Source organism: Paenarthrobacter sp. NPDC090522, from assembly GCF_044769225.1.
Taxonomy (GTDB): domain Bacteria; phylum Actinomycetota; class Actinomycetes; order Actinomycetales; family Micrococcaceae; genus Arthrobacter.
The window spans coordinates 217,566-238,613 of record NZ_JBIVXL010000006.1; the positions used below are offsets into that span (position 1 = coordinate 217,566).

Consider the following 21,048-nt stretch of genomic DNA (forward strand, 5'->3'; position numbering starts at 1 on the left):
ACTGTTAGTTTCGCAAGGCTGGCTGGCCTACAATTTCCAATAACTAGCGCTTTGTTGTGCCCATCACAGGCAAGCAAGGTGGGGCCAACGTTGTCCCTTCCATACGCACGATCACGAGGAAGGACGTCTCCCATGACCCATCTTCATAACCCCGGTTGGTCCGAAAACATCGAACCCCAGGGTGCCATGTCTCCGTTCAAGCGCTTCGCTGCGCTTCCGGAGGCCCAGGGGCTTTACAACCCCGATGCGGAGAAGGACGCCTGCGGCCTGGCCATTATTGCCACGCTCCGCGGGGAACCGGGATACGACATCGTGGAAGCGGCACTGACTGCCCTCCGCAATCTCGAACACCGCGGTGCCGTTGGCGCCGACGAGGGCACCGGTGACGGCGCAGGCCTGCTCATGCAGGTACCGGACGAGTTCTTCCGTGCCGTCACTGAATTCGAACTGCCGGCTCCCGGACAGTACGTGGTGGGTACGGCATTCCTGCCTGCCGAGTCGCGGGAAGCTGCCACGGCCAAAGCGGGCATCGAGTCGCTGGCTGCTGACGAGGGACTGACGGTCCTGGGCTGGCGCGAAGTTCCCGTGGTGGCAGATCTGGTTGGTGCCATGGCCCGTGCCTGCATGCCCTACTTCTCCCAGCCGTTCTTTGCTTCGGCCACTGGCGAGCAGCTTGAGCGGAACGAACTCGACTCCCGCGCCTGGCGGATCCGCAAGCGTGCCCAGAACAAGTTCGGCGTGTACTTCCCCTCGCTGTCCTCCCGCACCATTGTGTACAAGGGCATGCTGACCACGGCACAGCTGGAGCCGTTCTACCCGGACCTCTCGGACAAGCGCTTCAAGACCAAGCTGGCGATCGTCCACTCGCGCTTCTCCACCAACACCTTCCCGTCCTGGCCGTTGGCCCAGCCCTTCCGCACCATCGCCCACAACGGCGAGATCAACACGGTCAAGGGCAATCGGAACTGGATGCGTGCGCGTCAGTCGCAGCTCGCCAGCCCGCTCCTTGGCGATACCCCGGAAGAGCTGTACCCGATCTGCACCCCGGGCGCTTCCGACTCCGCGTCCTTCGACGAAGTAGCCGAGCTCCTGTGGCTTTCCGGGCGACCCATCACGCACTCGATCATGATGATGATCCCGGAAGCGTGGGAGAACCATGCCACCATGGATCCGGCACGCCGCGCCTTCTACGAGTACCACTCGCTGCTCATGGAACCGTGGGACGGCCCTGCGGCTGTTTCCTTCACGGACGGCAACCTTGTGGGTGCCACCCTGGACCGCAACGGCCTGCGTCCCGGCCGCTACTGGATCACCGAAGACGGCCTGATTGTCTTCGCGTCCGAAGTCGGCGTGATCGAGGTCGAGCCAGCCAACGTGGTCAAGAAGGGCCGCGTTGCCCCGGGCAAGATGTTCCTGGTCGACACAGAGGCGGGCCGCATCATCGATGATGCCGAGGTCAAGGCCGAGGTTGCTGCAGCCAACCCGTGGGCCGAGTGGCTCAAGGACAACCTGATCGACATCAACGAACTCCCCGAGCGTGAGCACGTGCTCCACACGGCTGCCTCGGTGAACATCCGGCAGCGGACCTTCGGCTACACCACCGAAGAACTGAAGATCCTGCTTGGACCGATGGCCCGTACGGGTGCCGAGCCCCTGGGCGCCATGGGATCTGACACTCCCGTTGCCGTGCTCTCCAAGCGCCCCCGCTTGCTGTTCGACTACTTCGTGCAGTCCTTCGCGCAGGTCACCAACCCGCCGTTGGACGCCATCCGCGAAGAGCTCGTAACGTCACTGAAGTGCGCCATCGGTCCCAACGGCAACCTTCTGGACGGCAAGCAGGTCCGCCAGCCGCAGATCTCCCTGCCGTTCCCCGTGATCAACAACGACCAGCTCGCCAAGATCGCGAACATCGAAAACGCCGACGGCGACCGCATCGCCATGAAGGTACGCGGGCTCTACCGCCCCGAGGGTGGAGAAGCAGCCCTGCGTGCCCGCCTGACCGAAATCTGCGAGCAGGTTTCCGGCGCCATCAACCGTGGCGTGCAGTACATCGTGCTGTCCGATCGTGACTCGAACGCTCAGTGGGCGCCCATCCCGTCGCTCCTTCTGGTCAGCGCCGTGCACCACCACCTGCTCCGGAGTGCAAACCGGACCAAGACCGCCCTGGTGGTCGAGGCCGGCGACGTCCGCGAGACGCACCATGTGGCCGTGCTGATCGGTTACGGTGCTTCCGCCGTCAACCCGTACTTGGCCATGGAATCGGTGGAGCAGCTGATCTCCAACGGCGACGTGGTGGGCGTGACTCCGGAAGACGGCGTCTACAACCTCATCAAGGGCCTGGGAAAGGGCGTCCTGAAGATCATGTCCAAGATGGGCATCTCGACGGTTGCTTCCTACACCGGCGCGCAAACCTTCGAAGCCCTGGGCCTGTCCCAGGAACTCGTTGACGAATTCTTCTCCGGTACCCACTCGCAGTTGGGCGGCGTCGGCCTGGAAGTCATCGCGGCCGAGGTTTCGGCCCGCCACCAGATGGCCTACCCCGAGGGTGGCATCGAGCACCCGCACCGCCCGCTCCTGGGTGGCGGCGAGTACCAGTGGCGCCGCGACGGCGAGCCGCACCTCTTCAACCCGGAGACCGTGTTCCGCCTGCAGCACGCCACGCGCGAACGCCGCTACGACATCTTCAAGCAGTACACCAAAGCTGTTGACGACCAGTCCGAAAACCTCATGACCTTGCGCGGCCTGCTCAAGTTCAAGGACGGTATCCGCCCTGCGGTCCCGCTCGAGGAAGTAGAGCCAGTCTCCAGCATCGTCAAGCGTTTCTCCACGGGTGCCATGAGCTACGGCTCCATCTCCAAGGAAGCGCACGAGACGCTGGCCATTGCCATGAACCGTTTGGGTGCCAAGTCCAACACGGGTGAAGGCGGCGAGGACGTGGACCGCCTGCTGGATCCGGAGCGCCGCTCCGCCATCAAGCAGATCGCTTCCGGCCGTTTCGGTGTCACCAGCCTGTACCTGACCAACGCCGACGACATCCAGATCAAGATGGCCCAGGGTGCCAAGCCCGGCGAGGGTGGCCAGCTGATGGCGCAAAAGGTCTACCCCTGGGTGGCCCGGACCCGCCACTCGACCCCTGGCGTCGGACTGATCTCCCCACCGCCGCACCACGACATCTACTCGATCGAAGACCTGGCGCAGCTCATCTATGATGCCAAGCGCGCCAACCCTTCGGCACGAGTGCATGTGAAGCTGGTTTCGGAAGTCGGGATCGGCACTGTGGCGTCCGGCGTGACCAAGGCGAAGGCCGACGTCGTGCTTGTTTCAGGTCACGACGGCGGTACCGGCGCCTCGCCGCTGAACTCGCTCAAGCATGCGGGTGTGCCGTGGGAACTCGGTCTCGCCGAGACGCAGCAGACCCTGATGCTCAACGGCCTGCGCGACCGTGTGGTGGTCCAGGTTGACGGCCAGCTCAAGACCGGACGCGACGTAGTCATTGCCGCCCTGCTGGGTGGCGAAGAGTTCGGTTTCGCTACGGCTCCGCTGGTGGTCGAAGGCTGCATCATGATGCGCGTCTGCCACTTGGACACCTGCCCGGTGGGCGTTGCCACGCAGAACCCCGAGCTCCGGGCCCGGTTCTCCGGCAAGCCCGAATTCGTGGTCAACTTCTTCGAGTTCCTCGCAGAAGAAGTCCGCGAGATCCTTGCCGACCTTGGCTTCCGCAGCATCGAAGAGGCGATCGGCCACGCCGAGGTGCTGGACACCCGCGACGCGATCGACCACTGGAAGGCCGACGGGCTGGATCTTGATCCGATCCTGCACGGCCTCGAGTTCGACGACGACGTTCCGCTGCGCAACATGGTGGGCCAGAACCACGAACTGGACAAGCACTTCGACCAGCGGCTCATCACCATGGCGCAGGAAGCACTCAGCGACCGGATGCCCGTCAAGATCACCCTGGACGTCATCAACACGGACCGTTCCGTGGGTACCATGCTGGGCCACGTGGTGACCAAGACCTTCGGCACCGATGTTCTGGCGACCGACACGATCGACGTCACACTCAATGGCACGGCCGGCCAGTCCTTGGGAGCCTTCCTGCCCGCAGGCATCACCTTGCGCATGTTCGGCGACTCCAATGACTACGTTGGCAAGGGCCTCTCCGGTGGACGCATCATCGTCCGCCCGGACCGCACGAACGTGTTCCAGGCCGAGCGCAACGTCATTGCAGGCAACGTCATCGGTTACGGTGCCACCAGCGGTGAGCTCTTCCTCCGTGGCCAGGTGGGCGAACGCTTCCTGGTCCGCAACTCCGGTGCCACCGCTGTCGTCGAAGGTATTGGCGACCACGGTTGCGAGTACATGACCGGTGGCCAGACGCTGATCATCGGCCGCACGGGCCGCAACTTCGGTGCCGGCATGTCCGGCGGTACGGCCTACGTGCTGGACCTGCAACCCGAGCGCGTCAACAAGGACGCCCTGGACTCCGGCGAGCTCCAGCTCCTTGAACTGGACGCCGAAGACCGCGACATTGTGCACGGCCTCCTCGTCAAGCACGTCGAGGAGACCGAATCCGTCCTGGCCGGCCGCTTGCTCGAAAACTTCGACGACACTGCTGCCCGCATCACCAAGGTACTGCCGCGCGACTACGCTGCAGTCCTGCAAACCCGCCTCAACGCCATCGAAGAGGGCCTCGACCCCGACGGCGAAGAAGTATGGTCCCGAATCCTGGAGGTAACCGGTGGCTGATCCACGCGGATTTCTGAAAGTCCGGCAGCGCGAGACGCAGCCACGCCGTCCCGTTCCGGTCCGCATCATGGACTGGAAAGAAGTCTACGAGGCCCAGGAGAAGGGCGTCCTGAAGAGCCAGGCCGGCCGCTGCATGGACTGCGGCGTTCCGTTCTGCCACCAGGGGTGTCCGTTGGGCAACCTCATTCCCGAGTGGAACGACCTCGTTTGGCGGGACAAGGGCGAGGAGGCCATTGAGCGCCTCCATGCCACGAACAACTTCCCTGAGTGGACCGGTCGCCTCTGCCCGGCTCCCTGTGAAGCTTCCTGCGTACTGGGCATCAACCAGCCTGCCGTGACCATCAAGCAGGTTGAGGTTTCCATCATCGATGAAGCCTTCGACAACGACTGGGTCCAGCCGCTTCCGCCGACGCGCCTCACCGGCAAGACGGTAGCCGTGGTTGGCTCGGGTCCCGCCGGCCTCGCTGCCGCACAGCAGTTGACGCGCGTTGGTCACACGGTTGCCGTGTACGAACGCGACGACAAGATCGGCGGCCTGCTCCGCTACGGCATCCCCGACTTCAAGATGGAGAAGGACCAGGTGGATCGCCGCCTGGACCAAATGAAGGCTGAAGGCACCCGTTTCCGCACCGGCGTCGCCGTCGGTACGGACGTGACGTGGGAGCAGCTGCGGCGCCGCTACGACGCCGTGGTGATCGCCACCGGCGCCACCGTTCCGCGCGACCTCCCCATCCCCGGCCGCGATCTCGATGGCGTCCACTTCGCCATGGACTACCTTGTGCCTTCCAACCGTGTGGTTGCGGGGGAGAGCCCTGAAAACCACATCGACGCCCGTGGCAAGCATGTGGTCATCCTCGGTGGCGGCGACACCGGTGCAGACTGCATTGGTACCGCACACCGCCACCAGGCAGCCTCGGTCACCACCCTGGCGATCGGCAAGCAGCCGCCGCTGGAACGTGCGTCGCACCAGCCGTGGCCGACGTTCCCCACCCTGTTCGAGGTGGCAAGCGCCCACGAAGAAGGCGGCGAGCGTACCTACCTTGCGTCCACCGTTGAGTTTGTTGGCGAAAACGGCAAGCTGACCGGAGTCAAGGTTGCCGAAACGGAGTTCGTCGACGGCAAGCGCCTCCCCAAGGCCGGAACCGAGCGGGTCATTCCCGCCGACCTCGTGTTCCTCAGCCTCGGCTTCACCGGCGCCGAGCCGGCAGGCATCACCGAACAAGTAAGTGCAGAGTTTGACGCCCGTGGCAACGTTGCCCGTGATGGCTACTACATGACGAATACCGAAGGCGTGTTCGTTGCCGGCGATGCCGGACGTGGCCAGTCTCTGATTGTGTGGGCCATCGCCGAAGGCCGTGCGTGCGCGGCCGCCGTCGATAAGTTCCTCATGGGAAGCACGATCCTCCCGGCACCGGTCGCCCCCACCGACCGGGCAATCGCGGTCTTATAGCGCCGGCAGGAATGTTCTTTTACTCAATCAGCAGAACACTACTTAGGGTAGGTATATGAGACGCGCGAAAATTGTGGCAACTTTCGGCCCGGCTATCTCCAGCTATGACAACACCCTCGCGGTGCTGGAGGCCGGCGTCGACGTTGCGCGTATGAACATGAGCCACGGCGACTACTCCGTGCACGACAACACCTACGAGAACGTCCGCAAGGCTTCCGCCCAGTTGCAGAAGCCGGTGGCCATCATGGCCGACCTCCAGGGACCCAAGATCCGTCTGGGCCGCTTTGTTGACGGACCGCACGAGCTGGCTGTCGGCGACACCTTCACCATCACCACCGAAGACGTCCCCGGAACCAAGGACATCTGCTCCACCACGCTGAAGAGCCTCACCGAGGACGTCAACGTTGGCGACGCTTTGCTCATCGACGACGGCAAGGTAGCCCTGCGCGCCATTGAGGTTGACGACGTCAAAGTTGTTGCCACCGTTACCGTTGGCGGCAAGGTCTCCAACAACAAGGGCATCAACCTCCCCGGTGTTGCCGTCAACGTCCCCGCCCTGAGCGAAAAGGATGAGGACGACCTCCGTTGGGCCCTCAAGCGCGGCGTTGACCTGGTTGCCCTCTCCTTCGTCCGCGACGCAGCCGACATCAAGCGCGTCCACGAAATCATGGACGAAGAAGGCCGCCGCGTACCGGTCATCGCCAAGATCGAAAAGCCCCAGGCCGTGGACCAGCTCCACGAAATCATCGACGCGTTCGACGCCATCATGGTTGCCCGTGGCGACCTCGGTGTTGAACTGCCGCTCGAAGAGGTGCCGATCGTCCAGAAGCGCGCCATTGAACTGGCCCGCCGCTGGGCCAAGCCCGTCATCGTGGCCACCCAGGTCCTGGAATCCATGATCGACAACCCGCGTCCGACGCGTGCAGAGGCTTCCGACTGCGCCAACGCAGTGCTTGACGGCGCAGACGCTGTGATGCTGTCCGGTGAAACCTCGGTGGGGCAGTACCCGATCGAAACCGTCAAGACCATGGCCCGGATCATCGAATCCACCGAGGAGCACGGCCTGGAGCGCGTACCTCCGCTGGGCACCAAGCCCCGCACCCGCGGTGGCGCGATCACCCGTGCCGCTGTGGAAATCGCCGACCAGTTGGACGCCAAGTACATCTGTGCGTTCACGCAGTCCGGCGACTCGGCCCGCCGCCTGTCCCGCCTGCGTCCGGTCAAGCCGGTTTTCGCGTTCACTCCGGTTGAGCACGTGTGGAACCAGCTGGCACTGACCTGGGGCATCCGTCCGGTGCTGGTCTCCATGGTGGGACACACCGACGAGATGACCGCCCAGGTGGACAAGAGCCTGCTGGACATGAAGCTCGTTGAGGAAGGCGACCTGGTGGTCATCGCAGCCGGTTCCCCTCCAGGACAGGCCGGATCCACCAACTCGCTGAAGGTCCACAAGGTAGGCGACCTCGCCGATACCTCGGCCGTGGATTCCTCACGCAAGGAACCGGTTGGTCCTTGGCCAGAAAAGAAGTCCAAGGCGAAGGCGTAGTCTTCGTTCTTTCGATGGGCAGGTCCCGCCGGGTGGCGGGGCCTGCTTTTCGTTTAAGCCTGACGTTCGTTCGGTACGACGGCGGGTGGTCGGGTTTGGTGTGCTGCGCCCCGGTGCGTGGCGCGCTTCGGCGATTGCCGGCGTCGTGGTTTTGCTTCGGGAGGTGCGACGGTCGCCGGGGTGATTGCCGGCGTCGTGGTTTTAGGACGCCGAAGGGCGGCTTCCGAATAGGAAGCCGCCCTTCGTTGGCTTGGTGCTAGTTGACCTGGTTGATGATGGTCTCAGCGACCTCACGCATGCTCAGGCGGCGGTCCATGGAGGTCTTCTGGATCCAGCGGAACGCCTCGGGTTCGGTAAGGCCCATCTTGGTGGTCAGGAGGCTCTTGGCGCGCTCAACGAGCTTGCGGGTGGCGAACTGCTCCTGCAGGTCCGAAACCTCGTTCTCAAGGGCCTTGATCTCCTCGTGGCGGGACAGGGCGATCTCGATGGCGGGGACGAGATCAGCCGGGGTGAAGGGCTTGACCACGTACGCCATGGCGCCGGCGTCGCGGGCACGCTCGACGAGTTCCTTCTGGCTGAAAGCCGTGAGGAGCACAACCGGTGCGATGCGTGCCTTCACGATCTTTTCGGCTGCGGAGATGCCATCCATTACGGGCATCTTGACGTCCATCAGGACAAGATCGGGCTTCAGCTCTTCGGCCAGTTCAACAGCCTTTTCGCCGTTGTCTGCCTCGCCGACGACGTCGTAACCCTCGCCCTTCAGGATCTCGATAATGTCCAGGCGGATGAGGGTCTCATCCTCGGCGACGACAACGCGTCGGGCCGGCTGGGCTATGGGGGCGGACTCCGTCTGTTCGGTCACGGGATCTCCTTGCAAAGGTTCGGCGGGTTCAAGTCCATCTTAGTGCGGACGCTTCCGGGGCAGGTTTTGTTGCACCCGGCGCGCCCGGTTCTTTGAAACAGCCTATCTGCATGTAGAGTAGTTTCGCGTGCTGGGAACGGATCGCGTTGCTCACAGAAATGTAGCTGGTTTCCACCCAGTATCTCCGCGCCCGAGTGGCGGAATTGGCAGACGCGCCGCACTCAAAATGCGGTATCGAAAGGTGTGTGGGTTCGAGTCCCACCTCGGGCACGATGTTGTCGCAGGTCAGGGGCCTATATGGCCCCTGACTGTGTACAAAACCCCTAAAAGTGTGTACAGCGGCGTAGCGTTTTATCTATGGCCAGCATCTCTACACGACCCAAAAAGGACGGTTCCCAGTCCTTTATGGTCCGCTGGCGGGACCCCAAAACCGGCAAGGCACAGGGCCTGACTTTCGTCTCTCATTCTGAAGCCGAGACCCTCAAACGGTTGCTCGACGCCAATGGCCAGAACTTCGAAGTGGCACAGCATGCGATCCTCGAAAACGCCAAGCGCGTGCCGACGGTTGCCGAGGTGATCCAGGAACACATCGACCTTCTGGTTCGACCCTCCAGCGGCACTGTGAAGACGTACCAGACCATGCTGGATCTGCACGTGAAGAAGGTCATCGGCGGGCTGCCTGTCGACAAGCTTGACTACCGTGCCATCGCGTTCTGGGTGAAGTCCATGATGGCCAAGGGCCGGTCCCCGAAGACGATCAAGAACGTGCATGGCCTGATCTCGGCTTCCATGAACACTGCAGAAATGCTCGGCTACATCACGCGAAATCCTTGCCGCGGTGTACAGCTGCCGAGCGTGGAGAAGGCCGAGGACGAGATGATGTTCCTCACCCATGCGGAATTCGGCCTGGTCATGGAAAACATGGGGGAGCGGTACAGGGACTTCACGAACTTCCTGGTGATGACAGGGACCCGTTTCGGGGAGGCCACAGCTCTGACCGTGGCGGACATTGATCTGCTGGGTAAGCCGGCGACCGCGCGTATCAACAAGGCATGGAAACGGGACGGGCAGAACCAGTTCTACATCGGGCCGACGGAGACTGGTGCGGGTAAGCGGACGATCGGTTTGAATCCTGCGCTGGTGGATTTGTTGGTTCCGTTGGTGGCGGGCCGTCCGAGCAGCGACCTGCTGTTCACGACGCCCAAGGGGGAGCGGATCGTGCACAAGCTGTACTGGCACCACTTCTGGGTGCCCGCGGTTAAGGCAGCACAGCTACGAGGGCTGCGGAAAGACCCTCGCATTCACGACCTGCGACACACGCACGCGTCCTGGTTGATTCAGGATGGAGTGCCCATCTTTACGATCTCGCGCCGGTTGGGGCATGCGTCAATCAAGACTACTGAGCAGGTGTATGGCCACCTTATGCCTGAGGCACTGCAGGTTGGGGCGGACGCTACTGAGCGGCAGGTCGCAGCGTTCATGCGGTGAAGCTGTTCTGGCCTCTCAGGAGACCAGGCGGTTGCGTGCGCGCGTGCCGATGAGCCTGGCGCTGCTTGTGCTGGCGGCCTGCGTCGCTGGAGAGGGGTGGGAGCTCGGCGAGATCTCACTGAGTCTGGCTATTTCCGCGATGTGCTCTGACGTGAAGACGATCTTTCCCTTGCCCCAGCAAGCGTGCGGAAAGCGGCCAGTTGCCGCGCCATCGCGCAGCCACCCTTCACTGCAGCGCATGAGTGCTGCAGCTTCGGCAGGCTCGAAAAATTCCAAGTCCATATCAACGCCCCGTCGTTTGGTCTTCCTGGCTGTTCATTCATGTAGTTGTCCGCAGCCACATGACAAAGTGGGACTGGACTTATACTTAGTTCTGTTGACCCAGCCGCCGGTCACAAGGCCTCGGCTATCAGGGTGTCTTTAGAGCGCAGCACGTAGTTGGTTGCGGCGCCAACGTGCCGGGACTCGATGCCGAAGCTTGAACGGGTCCCTGCATGTCTTGTCGTTCAGCTTCTGGTGGCGGAGAAGTTCATTCGCGACAGTGACGCGCGGCTGGTGTTCCCAGAAATGCTCCCTGCCTGATGCCTGGTGATCATGCTGCGATCGTGTTGAGAGGATGATGTGTTCCCAAAGTATGCAGTTCTCAGGGCTTTTTCCTTCGCTGCCCTCCGGGCAAACCAGTTTAGTGCGCGATCTTCGACCTAGCTGAAGCTAGTTCCAGTGGCTAATAGCGTCGCGCTTCTGGGTCTGTTCAACCGAAGCAGTTCCCTTCTCGTAGAGCTCCATCGTTCGCCGCGGCGGTTTCTACCAACATTGGCATGACTCCCAGGATGCATCACAGAGGACGCGCGGGGGCGATCGAAGGGGCACACCCCGTCGATGTCTTTGGGTCTGCTCTGCTTGTTTTTGTAACACACACTGCCCGCTCCGCAGGTGGCTGCATGTACCGACCTCCAAATGAGAAAGCTCAAGAGCGGTTTGCTCTAGGACGCTGTTTGTACTGCCCTGATCTCTGTATAAGCGAGCGAATGCAAGTCAGCCTTGAACTGTTCGAAATCCTCGATATCCGCTACTAAATCCACAGCGAGGGAGTGACTTGATGCAATTCGCCGAAGGTCATAGGTAACACGGTCTGCGTCCAGACCTTGTATGAGTGAGGCTTCGATGTCTTCGAGTAGCAGGACGCCCTGCTCTTTGGTTGCTTTGGTGGGGTTGTCCGCAAGGAATGCTTTCCTGAGGCGGTTGATCTTCTTGTCTACTTTTTCTTCTGTCAGCTCTCTGACTGCGGTTCGCTGCCGCGCGCCTAAGAGACTAAAGAGCGCACGGAAGTTGGCCCGCAGGACGGTTAGTTCCTCTTGAAAGTCATCCTGCCGCCTATTGGCTACTTCGAGTACATATCGAGCTAAGGCGATCTTGTCCAAATGGAAAGTATCACCGACTATGGCGCGCAAGGCAGTTTCGAGGGCGTCATGAACACCACTAGCACTGATTTCTAATGACGAAGCATTGATTCTCTGCACTGCCTCGGAGTCCTTCTTATTCAAGAACTCCTCAGCGTATAACTTTGCTGCTGTGAGGGCGATTGGCAGTGGCACCAAGTCTTCAATGGTCCTCGTGCCAGCGGGGTTTGGTGATATCGCTTTGGTTTGATCAACGTCGGCGAGCTGGACGACGAATCTTGGATCCAGCAACTGGTTGCCTTTGGGGCCACCCTTCTTGAGCTGGCTTTTCGCCAAATCACCGGCGGTGTCGCTGTCCAGAAGCACGACGATGGCGGGTTTTTCGACGTCGCGCCCACGTGCCAAGTAGACCATGTAGGGGATGTGACCTGCCGAACCGGCGGGAACAAGGGTCACCTTGTTCAGGTCAAGGTTCTCCATCGCTGGCACCCCATGCTGCGTTAAGTGGGATGCCATGCCAGCGAGTAGCACCTGATCTGACATGCCTTCCAGCATCAGGTTGCAGTTGCTGATGAAGGTTGTTTCGGCCACAAAGCTACCGAAGGCGGAGCGCAGAGGTTCGTAATGGTTACGGGCAGCATTCGCTACAACGCGAGTACCCTCTTCTCCCTCTCCTTTCTCCAGAACACGCAGTCGTTCGCCGTGATTCTTATCAATCAGGAAGGGCGAGTGGGTGACGTAAACTACCTGACAAGGCTTTGTCCCGTCGGATGGATGAGCGAGCTCTTCGAATATTCTTAGCAGGTCCTGCTGGCCCGAACTGGAAAGATATGCGTCCGGTTCGTCCATTAGGAGTATTTCTCGCCCTTCCCCGGCTAGTGTCTCGTGTGCGAGGTATTGAACGAAGTAGCTGAGAAAATACTTCAGGCCTCCACTTCTTTCGCTGAACGAATACTCCGTGCCGGTCCTGTCTCGGATTGTGAAAACAAGGTCAAAGTCCCGCAACGTTACAAGCAGAGCAAAGTGATGGTCTTGCGACCAAAACTTTTGGAAGTTCAGCGCAGCCGACAGGGCCTTATTGATCCGTTCAACGATACCGTTTGCGTACCCCTCACGACCTTCATAAACAGCGCGATACAACTCTGAGAACGCGCTGCGGTCGATGCCGGAGACCTTGACCAGAAGATCATCTGCTAGGTCGAGCATGGCCGCCATCTCGTCTGCTTCGGCCGGAGGTGCAGATATTGCGGCGTGCATTTCGGGGGCGAATGCCGCCAGGGATTGGGCTGTGTCCAAGTGTTGCGGGTGGTCCAGAAGGACATCAAACAACGTGAGTCGCTGCCGTCTCCCGTAGGGGTTGCGGGCGCCACCGGAGTTCGCCAAGAAGCTTATTGGGACGCTGTTTGGCAGGGGCACGGTTGCGTCGATTGTGAAGACCTTGGGGAGCACTTCGTCCAGTGCGGCTGGTTTGACCACAGGGTGCCGTGTCCATCCGGCATCCGACTGCACGTATGCAACGGAGGCCTCACCGGCAAATCGGAAGAGTGCGAAGCTTTCGAAGTCTCCAGCGTCGGTTAGTTCGCACACTTCCCTCAGAGTCGACTTCTCTGACTCGGTCAGTTCTGTCAATTCGATGCCGAAGTCTGGCTTGGACATTTCCTTGTCAACTGCAAAGAACTGAGAGTACCGGCAAAAGTCGCCCCGATTGATTTCGCGCCCAGTAAGCGCTGCCCTAACTGCGCTTAGTAACTGGCTCTTGCCAGCCTCATTACCGCCAACGATCGTCGTGATGGAGGGTTCTAGGTTGACCCGGACGAAGGGATAGAAGAGGTCCCCGCCTAAGAGATCCCAAGGGTGGGGCGTAGCACTTGGATGCGTCTTGCGTAGATAGTCGTAGTTGAAGGACCGGAAGAACCGTATGTAAACCTTGGAGACTAGCATGGTCGATACCCCTTTTTACGAATGCCGTTCAATTGAACACTATCCCTCAGGGCCGACATTTCACTGATTGCTACGCCTGGAGGGCGCACAGGGGCCACTGGCCGTTCGCCGCCGGCAATTGCCGCTGGTTAGAGTGTGCGCGTTACTCCGATCTGGTGCCTGCGCTCTGGACATGTCCAGAGCGCAGGCGTTCAATTGATCTAAGAGCTCGTGACGCACTCATTCGACAAAAGCACCATGGCGTCGCGAACCGAGCGACACGCATCAATGGGGAAGCCCATGAACAACAATCCATATCTCTCAGGACAATCGCCGGCGGAACGGGCCGCGAGGGCTTTTGATGCTCTCAAGTTGCCCAGTCACCTCAACCTGGAACGTCTGGTCAAGGTGGTTGAAGGTGTTCGAAATCGTCCCATCGAAATTGAGGCGGCGAGATCTCTGAACGGCGGGTCCGTGTGCGGATTGTGGCTCTCGACGGACGAAGTTGAAGTCATTCTGCACGCAGTCAGCCCGTCTGGGCTGCACCGGCAGCAGTTCGTGCTGCACGAACTGGGGCATATGGTCTTACGGCACGATGAACTCGTCGTTCCGGTTGATTATGTCGGCGTTCTGTTCCCAAACCTTTCGGCAGGTTTAGTCCGTCGTGTTCTGGCACGAACCAGCTTTAGCGATGAGCTTGAGGCGGCTGCGGAATCACTCGCGGACCTCTTCGCCGCAGCGATCAGGAACAGCGCGAGAGAGCCGAGGTCCTTCGAGAAGGTATTCGGATGATCCAGTTTGCCGTCGCAGTTCTGATGTGGCTTCTCGTCGCTTCCCTATTGCCAGGAACACGACGGCGGGACCACAGTGTTTTGACTGCGGCCATCACGATTGCTGTGGCTATGACCCTCAACATCGACCCTGTCTACACGAGCCTTGACGCGGCATTTGCCGGACGGAACTACATCGACCTCCTGGCCAATATCTCAATGGTCGTTGGCATCTACTTTCTCTCGAAGGCGATTATCCGAGGAGCGACCCCAGAAGATGTTGGGAAGAGACGAGACCCGGTGGGCGCCGTAGTCCTGGGCGTCGTGATTCTTGGGCTAACCGCTAGCTTCAGCTTCATCTCTACGCATGGAAGCTCGACACATTTCATGTTGGACTACGGCGATCAGTTCCCAGCCGCGTTGTACTCGGCGGTCCAGTTCGTCTACATCGGTTACGTGGTCGGTGCTACCGGAGCTACGTGCTTCCTGTTCCGCACCGGAATGTCGACGCCCTACTACCGGCTGGCCTTCACGTTCATTGGAATTGGATGCGCGCTGGCCGTGCTGCTTGTAACGCTTGTGCTCGTTATGGACACCCTGCACTTGCAAGGCCAGCTCGATGCCATGCGCGCAGTATCGCCTGTATACGACGCAACGGTGATTGCGGCCATGGCCTTCCTTTGCGTGGGCTTGGCCATCCCGCCTGTTGCACGGCGGATAGTCCGCCACAAAGAATTCGAGAGCCAGGATGAGTTGGTTCGCGGGCTCAGCGGAATCTGGGAAAAGACAGCTGGGATGAGGCAAGACGTGCGCTTGCAGCTCGGCGTCGAATCACTGAGACAGCAGGACCCAGCACGCAAACTGCACAGAATGCTCGTGGAGGTGCAAGACGCTCTTCTCGTTGAGCCAGGATTAGCGAGTTCCTTGGATATCCGCGAGCTTAGAGTCTTGAGTGCTGCGGAGAATTATCTGGCTGGACCAATTGACCATGGAACAAGGGTGCGGAAGAGAAGAGGCGAGCGGACGTTATGACGGATGATGGTGCCAACGTCTCCGAGACGCCGCAGTCCAAGTTGGCCCGTAAGCTCAACTTGCTTCTCGACCTCTATGAGGCGGTCGGCGCTGAGTCATTGACCTACCCAGAGATCAGCAAGCACATGAGTCTGCGAGGGACTCCACTATCGCGATCCCGTTGGGCCTATATGCGCAGCGGGGATGGTTCGCTGGCCACCGATGTCGTGTTGTTGCAAAACCTGGCAGAGTTTTTTGGCGTGGACCGCGACTACCTACTCGACGATGCAGGCGAAATACCAAGGCTCGTGGAGGCCCAATTGGAGCTACTCCGCAGTCTGCGCGAATCCCGGGTGCGAAACTTCGCCGCCAGGCAACTGCATGGGATCTCGCCGGAAACCTTAGAGAAGCTCCGCCAGGTGATCGACGACCGACGGGAGCAGATGGGGGAAGACGGTGTCGGCGGCTTATAGGCAGTTGACCATCGGTGCAGCGCTGACGATGGGTTTGGTCGCGTTGCTGGCGGGTCTTTGTGGATCTGCATACTTTGCACGCCGAGTAGTCGTACCCAAATTCAGCCGTCGCGAGGACCTTTCCATTAGGTCGGTGTACCCCGGCAGCGATGGGCAACTTTTCATTGAGCTGCCGGCAACTACACACACCGAGGCCGGTGGACGGTACAGCTTGTGGTTTGCGTCGGGGACCGGCCATGCGTGTTTGGGTCCAGTGGTTGAAACTAACCCAGACAGAGGCTCAGTCACCCGCGTGGTGGAGCGTGTGGACTCAGGAAACCCTGTGCAGGGGGCGGCAGGTATTTGGAGTGGGTACGTCTACTCCGAACCCCATCAACTGGGCTTCCCTTGCCGCGACGTCGATATTCCAGTCGAGGACGGAGTGGCTCCGGCCTGGAGGTTTGATGCGCCGGAAGGAGCCGACGTGGCAAAGACATGGGCAATACACATCCACGGAATGGGAGGCAGAAGAGCAGGGACGCTCCGCGGCATACCGGTCGCGCGACGTCTGGGACTGACGTCGCTGGTTGTCTCGTTCCGAAACGACGGCGACGCGCCGCCGTCGTCCGATAAGCGGTACCGGCTCGGCGAAACCGAGTGGCGCGACGTCGAAGCTGCCATCAAGTACGCCGTTGCCGAAGGTGCTGAACGTATTGTTCTCTTCGGTTGGTCCCTGGGCGCCGCCATAGCCTTACAATCGGCAGCTCTATCAGGGCACGCTCCTCGAATGGTCGGGATGGTTCTTGACGCCCCTGTCTTCGATTGGCGGACGACCTTGCGATCGAACGCTAAGGCAGCAGGACTGCCTCGCCCGCTTGTAGATTTGGGCTTCACGATCCTTCAATCAAAGGCTCTCCGATGGGTGACCGGCCTTGCCGAACCGATTTGCCTGGATGCCTTGGATTGGCTGGCGCGAGCAGCGGAGCTGAAGAAGCCAATCCTGATCCTCCATGGCCGGAAGGATAACACAACCCCGTTCGAAGGTTCCAAAAGGGCTGCGACGGTGCGGCCCGACCTCGTCAGCTTGGTGGAGTTTGAGTCCGTGGGCCACTCCCTCGAGTGGAATTTCGACCCCGATAAGTGGGAGCACTCCGTTGAGGACTGGTTCCATGGACTTACGTTGGCTAACGCTAGTCTCGAACAAGCGGCGGCGGAGTCGTAGGAGGCATTTGCACTGAGTATTGGTTGGCCAACTCGATGAGCTGGCTCTCAATCAGTGAGGACCGTGCGGAGAATCGCTCACCGCCCAAATCATGAACGAGGCCGGCTAACTCGAGGAGCTTGAGATGGCGTCGAATGGTGGCCACGGAGGTCCGGAGTTCTGAGGCCAAGACCGTACAGGTAGTCGGTCCGCTCCTTATCAAGAAGCGGAGTATCTGGGTGCGTGTTCGGTTCATCAGGATGGATGTCGACATGCAAACCACGGCTCGGGGTGAGAAGGTTGGAGGCTGTAGACGGGTCTACAGCATAAGAATACGCCTGCAGTCATCCGTACAACAGATTCACACTGTTATTGATTGTGTCGGTACGGCGCTCGCGGAATACTGATGGCGAAGGGGCCACAGTAATGGGGAGTAGGCGATCGAAAGGCGGAGCATGCCAGCGAAAGACGCTAGCCGCAACGGCGAGCTACCGCAGGCAACGCTCGCGCGGCGATTGAACCTCCTGTTGGACGTGGTTGTTGCCGAACGGGGATCGCCGGTTACTTTCAGGGAAGTTGAGGCCGGACTCCAGGCCCGGGGTGTCAAGATCTCACGGGCCAGGTGGTTCTACATGAAGGATGGAAATGGACGTCTGGTCAGCGATCCTCAGCTGCTCACCGCTATCTGCGAGATGTTCGACGTCGATCCTTCATACCTTCTGAACGGCGTGGAAGGCGACATTCCTGAACGCATAGATTCACAACTGGAGTTTGTGAAGTCGTTGAGGGCGGCCAGAGTGAAGTCGTTTGCCGTCAGGACGCTGGGGGATGTCTCCCCGGAGACGTTGCGCGCTATCTCCGAGTATCTAAACAAGGACATCGACCTTCACCCACGTGGTGAAAGGGCAGCAGCTATTCCTCCAGGACATAGCGAAGGTGAGCGTCCAGCAGCTCCTTGATGCGAGCGGGATTCGCTGAGTACCGCGGGGATCGGCCGTGGCGGCGCCCGGCTGGAACGTCGACGACGATCGCCCCCACCTGCTCCAGGGCGACCAGATGCTTTGCGACACTCGGCTCGCCAGCGCTGACGGAATCCACGATGTCACCCCGCGTCGCAGGGCCGAAAGTCGTGAGGAACCTCAGAATTTCGTTCCGTGCCCTGTTTCCGAAGGTGGCCACGGCCGCCTCGACGTCGGGTGACCAGGCGTCGTCGTGAGGCTGCGTAATCCGTGGCATGGCTCAATTCTTGCCGAACAACAGGAAAAAAGTAAGAACCGCACTCTTGACGATACTTAAAGTATCTTTGACAATAAATTTTAGATGCTTTCGTTTGTGGCTGAGTCGGCTCGGCCGTATCAACGCCGCCACCTGGCGGCGAACGCTTGAGAACAGTAGCTATTCGAAGCGGTGAGGGCGATGAGCCTAAACGACAAGATTGAGCAGGCCGAACAACTGCAGTCACGTCCCGGAACGGTGGACATCTCGCTTACTGGTCCGCCGGAGCCGATGTTGTCCGTGTCTGTTGACCAGATGATGGGAGCGGTTGAAGGGGTGCGGCGCTACGTCGTTTCTCACCTGGTTCATATCGGACGGGCATGCGATGTTGACGACGTGCTGCAGGACATCCGAGTAGCCGTCTGGAATGGCGTAGCACGGGGGAGCTACCGCGCGTTGCCTGGTGTCCCCTTTGAAGCATGGGTCCAGGGCGTGACGTCGAACATCTGCGCCGCCCACACCCGCCGCGAGCTCAACCACAGGACGCTGCCTCTGTTGCTCGACCCCACGGGTGGCGAGGTTTCGGGTCCTTGGGGTCGACTATCAGCGATCCTCATCGGGCAGGAGAATCCCGAAAACCAGGAGATCATCGACCATGAGTGGGCGGTTATGGTCCTGCAGTTAACTCAAGAAGCTGTGCCGGCACCCACGTGGCGGATGGCCGTTGAGAGCCTCACCGCGCCTCGCCAATATGCGCTCCCCACGCCGCACGACCGCCGTCGTTGGAACGCCGTGACTGCTGTGCGACAGACGGCGAAGACAGTCAGCCTGGCACTCGATGTCACCCCGGGCAGCATTGGCGATATCGGCCAGCTCTGTCAGTGTGCGGTTGAATGCCTCCCAAGTGTCCTCCTGCGTGAGGTCGCTAACGGGATAGTTCTTCCCGACGTTCACGGATCGGAACGGCAAGCAGCGATTGCTCGACTGGCCCGGAAGCTGGGCGTCACCGATCGCTATGTTGCTGTGCAGATCGGCACTGCGCGGCGTCTGTACCAAACCGCTTGGCGCGTAGTGCGCAGGGTGGCCTCCTTCTAATCGGCGGATGCCTTTGCTCCGCAGCTGACAACCAATGCCTCTGAGGTGGTGATCATGAGCATTCGCAAGGAAAACGGGCTTCGGACACGTTTGGGTCGGTGGGTCTTCGGGCTGGCGGTCCTACTGATGGTTGGTTCTCTGGCTCTGCTAATTGCACTGCCGTCTAAGGGGCCAGCCACGGGGGCTGGTCCTGTAGCTTCCGCTCCTGCTCCAATCGCATCTCCAGCCGCGCCACGGCCCTCGGCTAAGCCTTCGGGAACAACCAAACCGTCGGCTATATCGCCTATGCTCGGGCCGATGGACTTTCGCGCAGTTGCCTCTGCCGCTGCCGAGGCTATCTACACGTGGGATACGAGGACCTCGTCCTACTCAGAGGTCTACGGCAGGATGCGCGATCTTTGGATTTTGCTTCCGGATGGTTCCAATCCGTGGACCGTTCTGGTTCAAGAGTTCGAGGCTACAGGTTTAAACGCTGGATCCTTCGTGACTTTGGCGGGCCAAGGGGCCTTTCGGGAGGCGAAGGCGGAGTCATTGACGTGTGACGAGCAACTGGTCAAGGTGCGCGAACGGCCGGCTCCGTGGCCCGGGCTACATGTCTGCACTGTGAGACTCTCCGTCGAGGACCACGCGTCGGCAAGTACCAACACGTACTCCGCACCCGTCAGTGTCATGGTTAACTGTCCTCCAGCTCCGTCAGCACCTGCTGATCGTTGCGTGATGGTTGCGTTCTACGCGTCATCCGACCGAATCGTTTACTGATGCCTGATCCCGGGCTTGCCGTAGTTCTCGTACGACGACGCACCCTTGTCAGGTTGATTGGAGCGTTCGTTGCGGTGGTCGCGCTCGCATTTGCTGTAGTTGCCAGCGCGGTGGCGGTTGTTTTGGTGGGGGACCATACGACAACGGCCGTCGCCTGTGTCCCTGGCGCTGAGGCAGGTGTTGGTGGCGGCCCCGATGTGCTCGACCTGCCAACCGGCGTTGGAGTCGCCGGGCTTTCGGCGGCTCAAGTAAATGTCGCCAAGGGGTATGTCTCGGTCGGGAAAGGACTCGGTTTGCCTCGAGAGGCACTAGTCATCGCCATCATGATGTCTTTGCAAGAATCCAGCCTCCGAATGCTTGCCAATACTAACGTCCCTGATTCCTTCAATTACCCGCACGATGGAGTCGGCAGTGATCAAGACTCCGTCGGATCGGCTCAGCAGCGTCCTGCCGCCGGGTGGGGGAGTGTCCAAGAATTGATGGATGTCACCTACAACGCAAAAGCCTTTTATGGAGGGATATGGGGGCCGAATCACGGAAGCCCTCGGGGGTTGTTGGATATCCCCGGGTGGGGTTCCTTGAGTAAAGGACAGGCTGCACAGGCGGTTCAGGTCTCGGCATTTCCGGAGCTGTACGACCGATGGGAACCGCAGGCGTACACCATCGTGGATGCTCTCGGTGGGATTCCGCAGCTTCCAGCATGTACCGATTTTTCCGCTGCGAGCTCTTCCAATGTGTCAGATGATGGTCTCAGCCAGGTCCGCCAAGACATTCTTCGCTTCACCAAGATGGGAGTCGGGGGTACCTATGTCTGGGGTGGTACTGCTTTTAAGGCATGGGATTGTTCCGGATTCGTCCAGTGGATTTACCGGCAGGTTGGGATTGAACTGCCGCGAGTGGAGCAGTGGCGGGTCGGCCGCATGACGCAGGCACCGCAGATCGGCGACCTAGTGGTTCAGAATCCTCAAGGAATCTACAACTGGGGCCACGTGGGTATCTATGCGGGGGGTGGAATGATGTACAGCGCCTTGAATCCTGCCGTGGGTACTCTGTTGCATCCAATTGATTGGAATTCAGGCACCGCCTATTTCAATCTCTTGGACGGTGGCCCGTGAACCCTAAACGAAACGCCG

Annotated in this window: 16 protein-coding genes and 1 tRNA gene; 12 read left to right on the forward strand and 5 right to left on the reverse strand. The window is 60.4% G+C overall.

Annotated elements, in window-relative coordinates; translation table 11 throughout:
- The first annotated feature begins 132 nt into the window (after positions 1–132).
- Genes gltB through pyk form a run of 3 tightly spaced genes read left to right on the forward strand, consistent with a single transcriptional unit; the run spans position 133 to position 7,742 of the window.
- Positions 133–4,746 (forward strand): glutamate synthase large subunit, encoded by a 4,614-nt coding sequence (gltB, locus tag ACIQT2_RS09970; protein WP_402945928.1) that lies wholly within the window; start codon positions 133–135, stop codon positions 4,744–4,746.
- Positions 4,739–6,196: a glutamate synthase subunit beta gene (locus ACIQT2_RS09975; protein WP_402945930.1), complete on the forward strand. Its 1,458-nt coding sequence runs from the start codon at positions 4,739–4,741 to the stop codon at positions 6,194–6,196. The genes gltB and ACIQT2_RS09975 overlap by 8 nt, the downstream gene beginning before the upstream one ends.
- Before the next feature lie 55 nt (positions 6,197–6,251).
- The gene (gene pyk, locus ACIQT2_RS09980; RefSeq protein WP_400334458.1) at positions 6,252–7,742 is read left to right on the forward strand and encodes a pyruvate kinase; all 1,491 of its coding nucleotides are present in this window, start codon (positions 6,252–6,254) and stop codon (positions 7,740–7,742) included.
- 256 nt (positions 7,743–7,998) lie between these two features.
- On the opposite strand, the gene ACIQT2_RS09985 is transcribed toward pyk, so the two are convergent.
- Entirely contained in the window at positions 7,999–8,604 is a 606-nt protein-coding gene (locus ACIQT2_RS09985) for an ANTAR domain-containing response regulator (RefSeq protein WP_402945932.1), read from the reverse strand.
- A gap of 188 nt (positions 8,605–8,792) precedes the next feature.
- Between ACIQT2_RS09985 and ACIQT2_RS09990 the strand changes: the two genes are divergently transcribed.
- Positions 8,793–8,874: transfer RNA gene (locus tag ACIQT2_RS09990), tRNA-Leu, on the forward strand.
- An 87-nt stretch (positions 8,875–8,961) separates the two neighbouring features.
- Complete coding sequence (locus ACIQT2_RS09995; protein WP_402945933.1) at positions 8,962–10,092, forward strand: tyrosine-type recombinase/integrase; 1,131 nt, start codon at positions 8,962–8,964, stop codon at positions 10,090–10,092.
- A 15-nt stretch (positions 10,093–10,107) separates the two neighbouring features.
- On the opposite strand, the gene ACIQT2_RS10000 is transcribed toward ACIQT2_RS09995, so the two are convergent.
- Both ACIQT2_RS10000 and ACIQT2_RS10005 read right to left on the reverse strand, forming a co-directional pair.
- Positions 10,108–10,374: a hypothetical protein gene (locus ACIQT2_RS10000; RefSeq protein ID WP_402945935.1), complete on the reverse strand. Its 267-nt coding sequence runs from the start codon at positions 10,372–10,374 to the stop codon at positions 10,108–10,110.
- Between the two features lie 701 nt (positions 10,375–11,075).
- Positions 11,076–13,433: an AAA family ATPase gene (locus ACIQT2_RS10005; RefSeq protein WP_402945937.1), complete on the reverse strand. Its 2,358-nt coding sequence runs from the start codon at positions 13,431–13,433 to the stop codon at positions 11,076–11,078.
- Positions 13,434–13,712: 279 nt separating this feature from the next.
- Here ACIQT2_RS10005 and ACIQT2_RS10010 point away from each other — a divergent pair, with 279 nt between their 5' ends.
- The 4 genes from ACIQT2_RS10010 (at position 13,713) to ACIQT2_RS10025 (ending at position 16,867) form a co-directional block, all read left to right on the forward strand.
- Positions 13,713–14,204: a hypothetical protein gene (locus tag ACIQT2_RS10010; protein WP_402945939.1), complete on the forward strand. Its 492-nt coding sequence runs from the start codon at positions 13,713–13,715 to the stop codon at positions 14,202–14,204.
- A complete protein-coding gene (locus tag ACIQT2_RS10015) occupies positions 14,201–15,214 on the forward strand; it encodes a hypothetical protein (RefSeq protein ID WP_402945941.1) in 1,014 nt (337 codons plus the stop codon). Before ACIQT2_RS10010 ends, ACIQT2_RS10015 begins: the two co-directional genes overlap by 4 nt.
- On the forward strand, positions 15,211–15,666 hold the full coding sequence (locus tag ACIQT2_RS10020) for a hypothetical protein (protein WP_402945943.1): 456 nt from the start codon (positions 15,211–15,213) through the stop codon (positions 15,664–15,666). Before ACIQT2_RS10015 ends, ACIQT2_RS10020 begins: the two co-directional genes overlap by 4 nt.
- A gap of 463 nt (positions 15,667–16,129) precedes the next feature.
- On the forward strand, positions 16,130–16,867 hold the full coding sequence (locus tag ACIQT2_RS10025) for an alpha/beta hydrolase family protein (protein ID WP_402945945.1): 738 nt from the start codon (positions 16,130–16,132) through the stop codon (positions 16,865–16,867).
- Here the strand turns inward: ACIQT2_RS10025 and ACIQT2_RS10030 are convergent.
- Positions 16,836–17,120 carry a winged helix-turn-helix domain-containing protein gene (locus tag ACIQT2_RS10030; RefSeq protein ID WP_402945947.1) on the reverse strand — a complete coding sequence of 95 codons (285 nt, stop codon included), beginning with the start codon at positions 17,118–17,120 and terminating at the stop codon, positions 16,836–16,838. The two genes, ACIQT2_RS10025 and ACIQT2_RS10030, sit on opposite strands and share 32 nt — an antisense overlap.
- 181 nt (positions 17,121–17,301) lie before the next feature.
- On the opposite strand from ACIQT2_RS10030, the gene ACIQT2_RS10035 reads away from it, so the two are divergent.
- Positions 17,302–17,805, forward strand: a complete 504-nt coding sequence (locus ACIQT2_RS10035; RefSeq protein WP_402945949.1) for a hypothetical protein — start codon at positions 17,302–17,304, stop codon at positions 17,803–17,805.
- Here the strand turns inward: ACIQT2_RS10035 and ACIQT2_RS10040 are convergent.
- Positions 17,759–18,082: a helix-turn-helix transcriptional regulator gene (locus tag ACIQT2_RS10040; protein ID WP_128397298.1), complete on the reverse strand. Its 324-nt coding sequence runs from the start codon at positions 18,080–18,082 to the stop codon at positions 17,759–17,761. The two genes, ACIQT2_RS10035 and ACIQT2_RS10040, sit on opposite strands and share 47 nt — an antisense overlap.
- Before the next feature lie 180 nt (positions 18,083–18,262).
- Here ACIQT2_RS10040 and ACIQT2_RS10045 point away from each other — a divergent pair, with 180 nt between their 5' ends.
- Together ACIQT2_RS10045 and ACIQT2_RS10050 are read left to right on the forward strand one after the other, a co-directional pair.
- Positions 18,263–19,156, forward strand: coding sequence for an RNA polymerase sigma factor (locus tag ACIQT2_RS10045; protein ID WP_402945951.1), 894 nt, complete (start codon positions 18,263–18,265; stop codon positions 19,154–19,156).
- Positions 19,157–19,914: 758 nt separating this feature from the next.
- Positions 19,915–21,030, forward strand: coding sequence for a C40 family peptidase (locus ACIQT2_RS10050; RefSeq protein ID WP_402945953.1), 1,116 nt, complete (start codon positions 19,915–19,917; stop codon positions 21,028–21,030).
- The last annotated feature ends 18 nt before the right edge of the window (positions 21,031–21,048 follow it).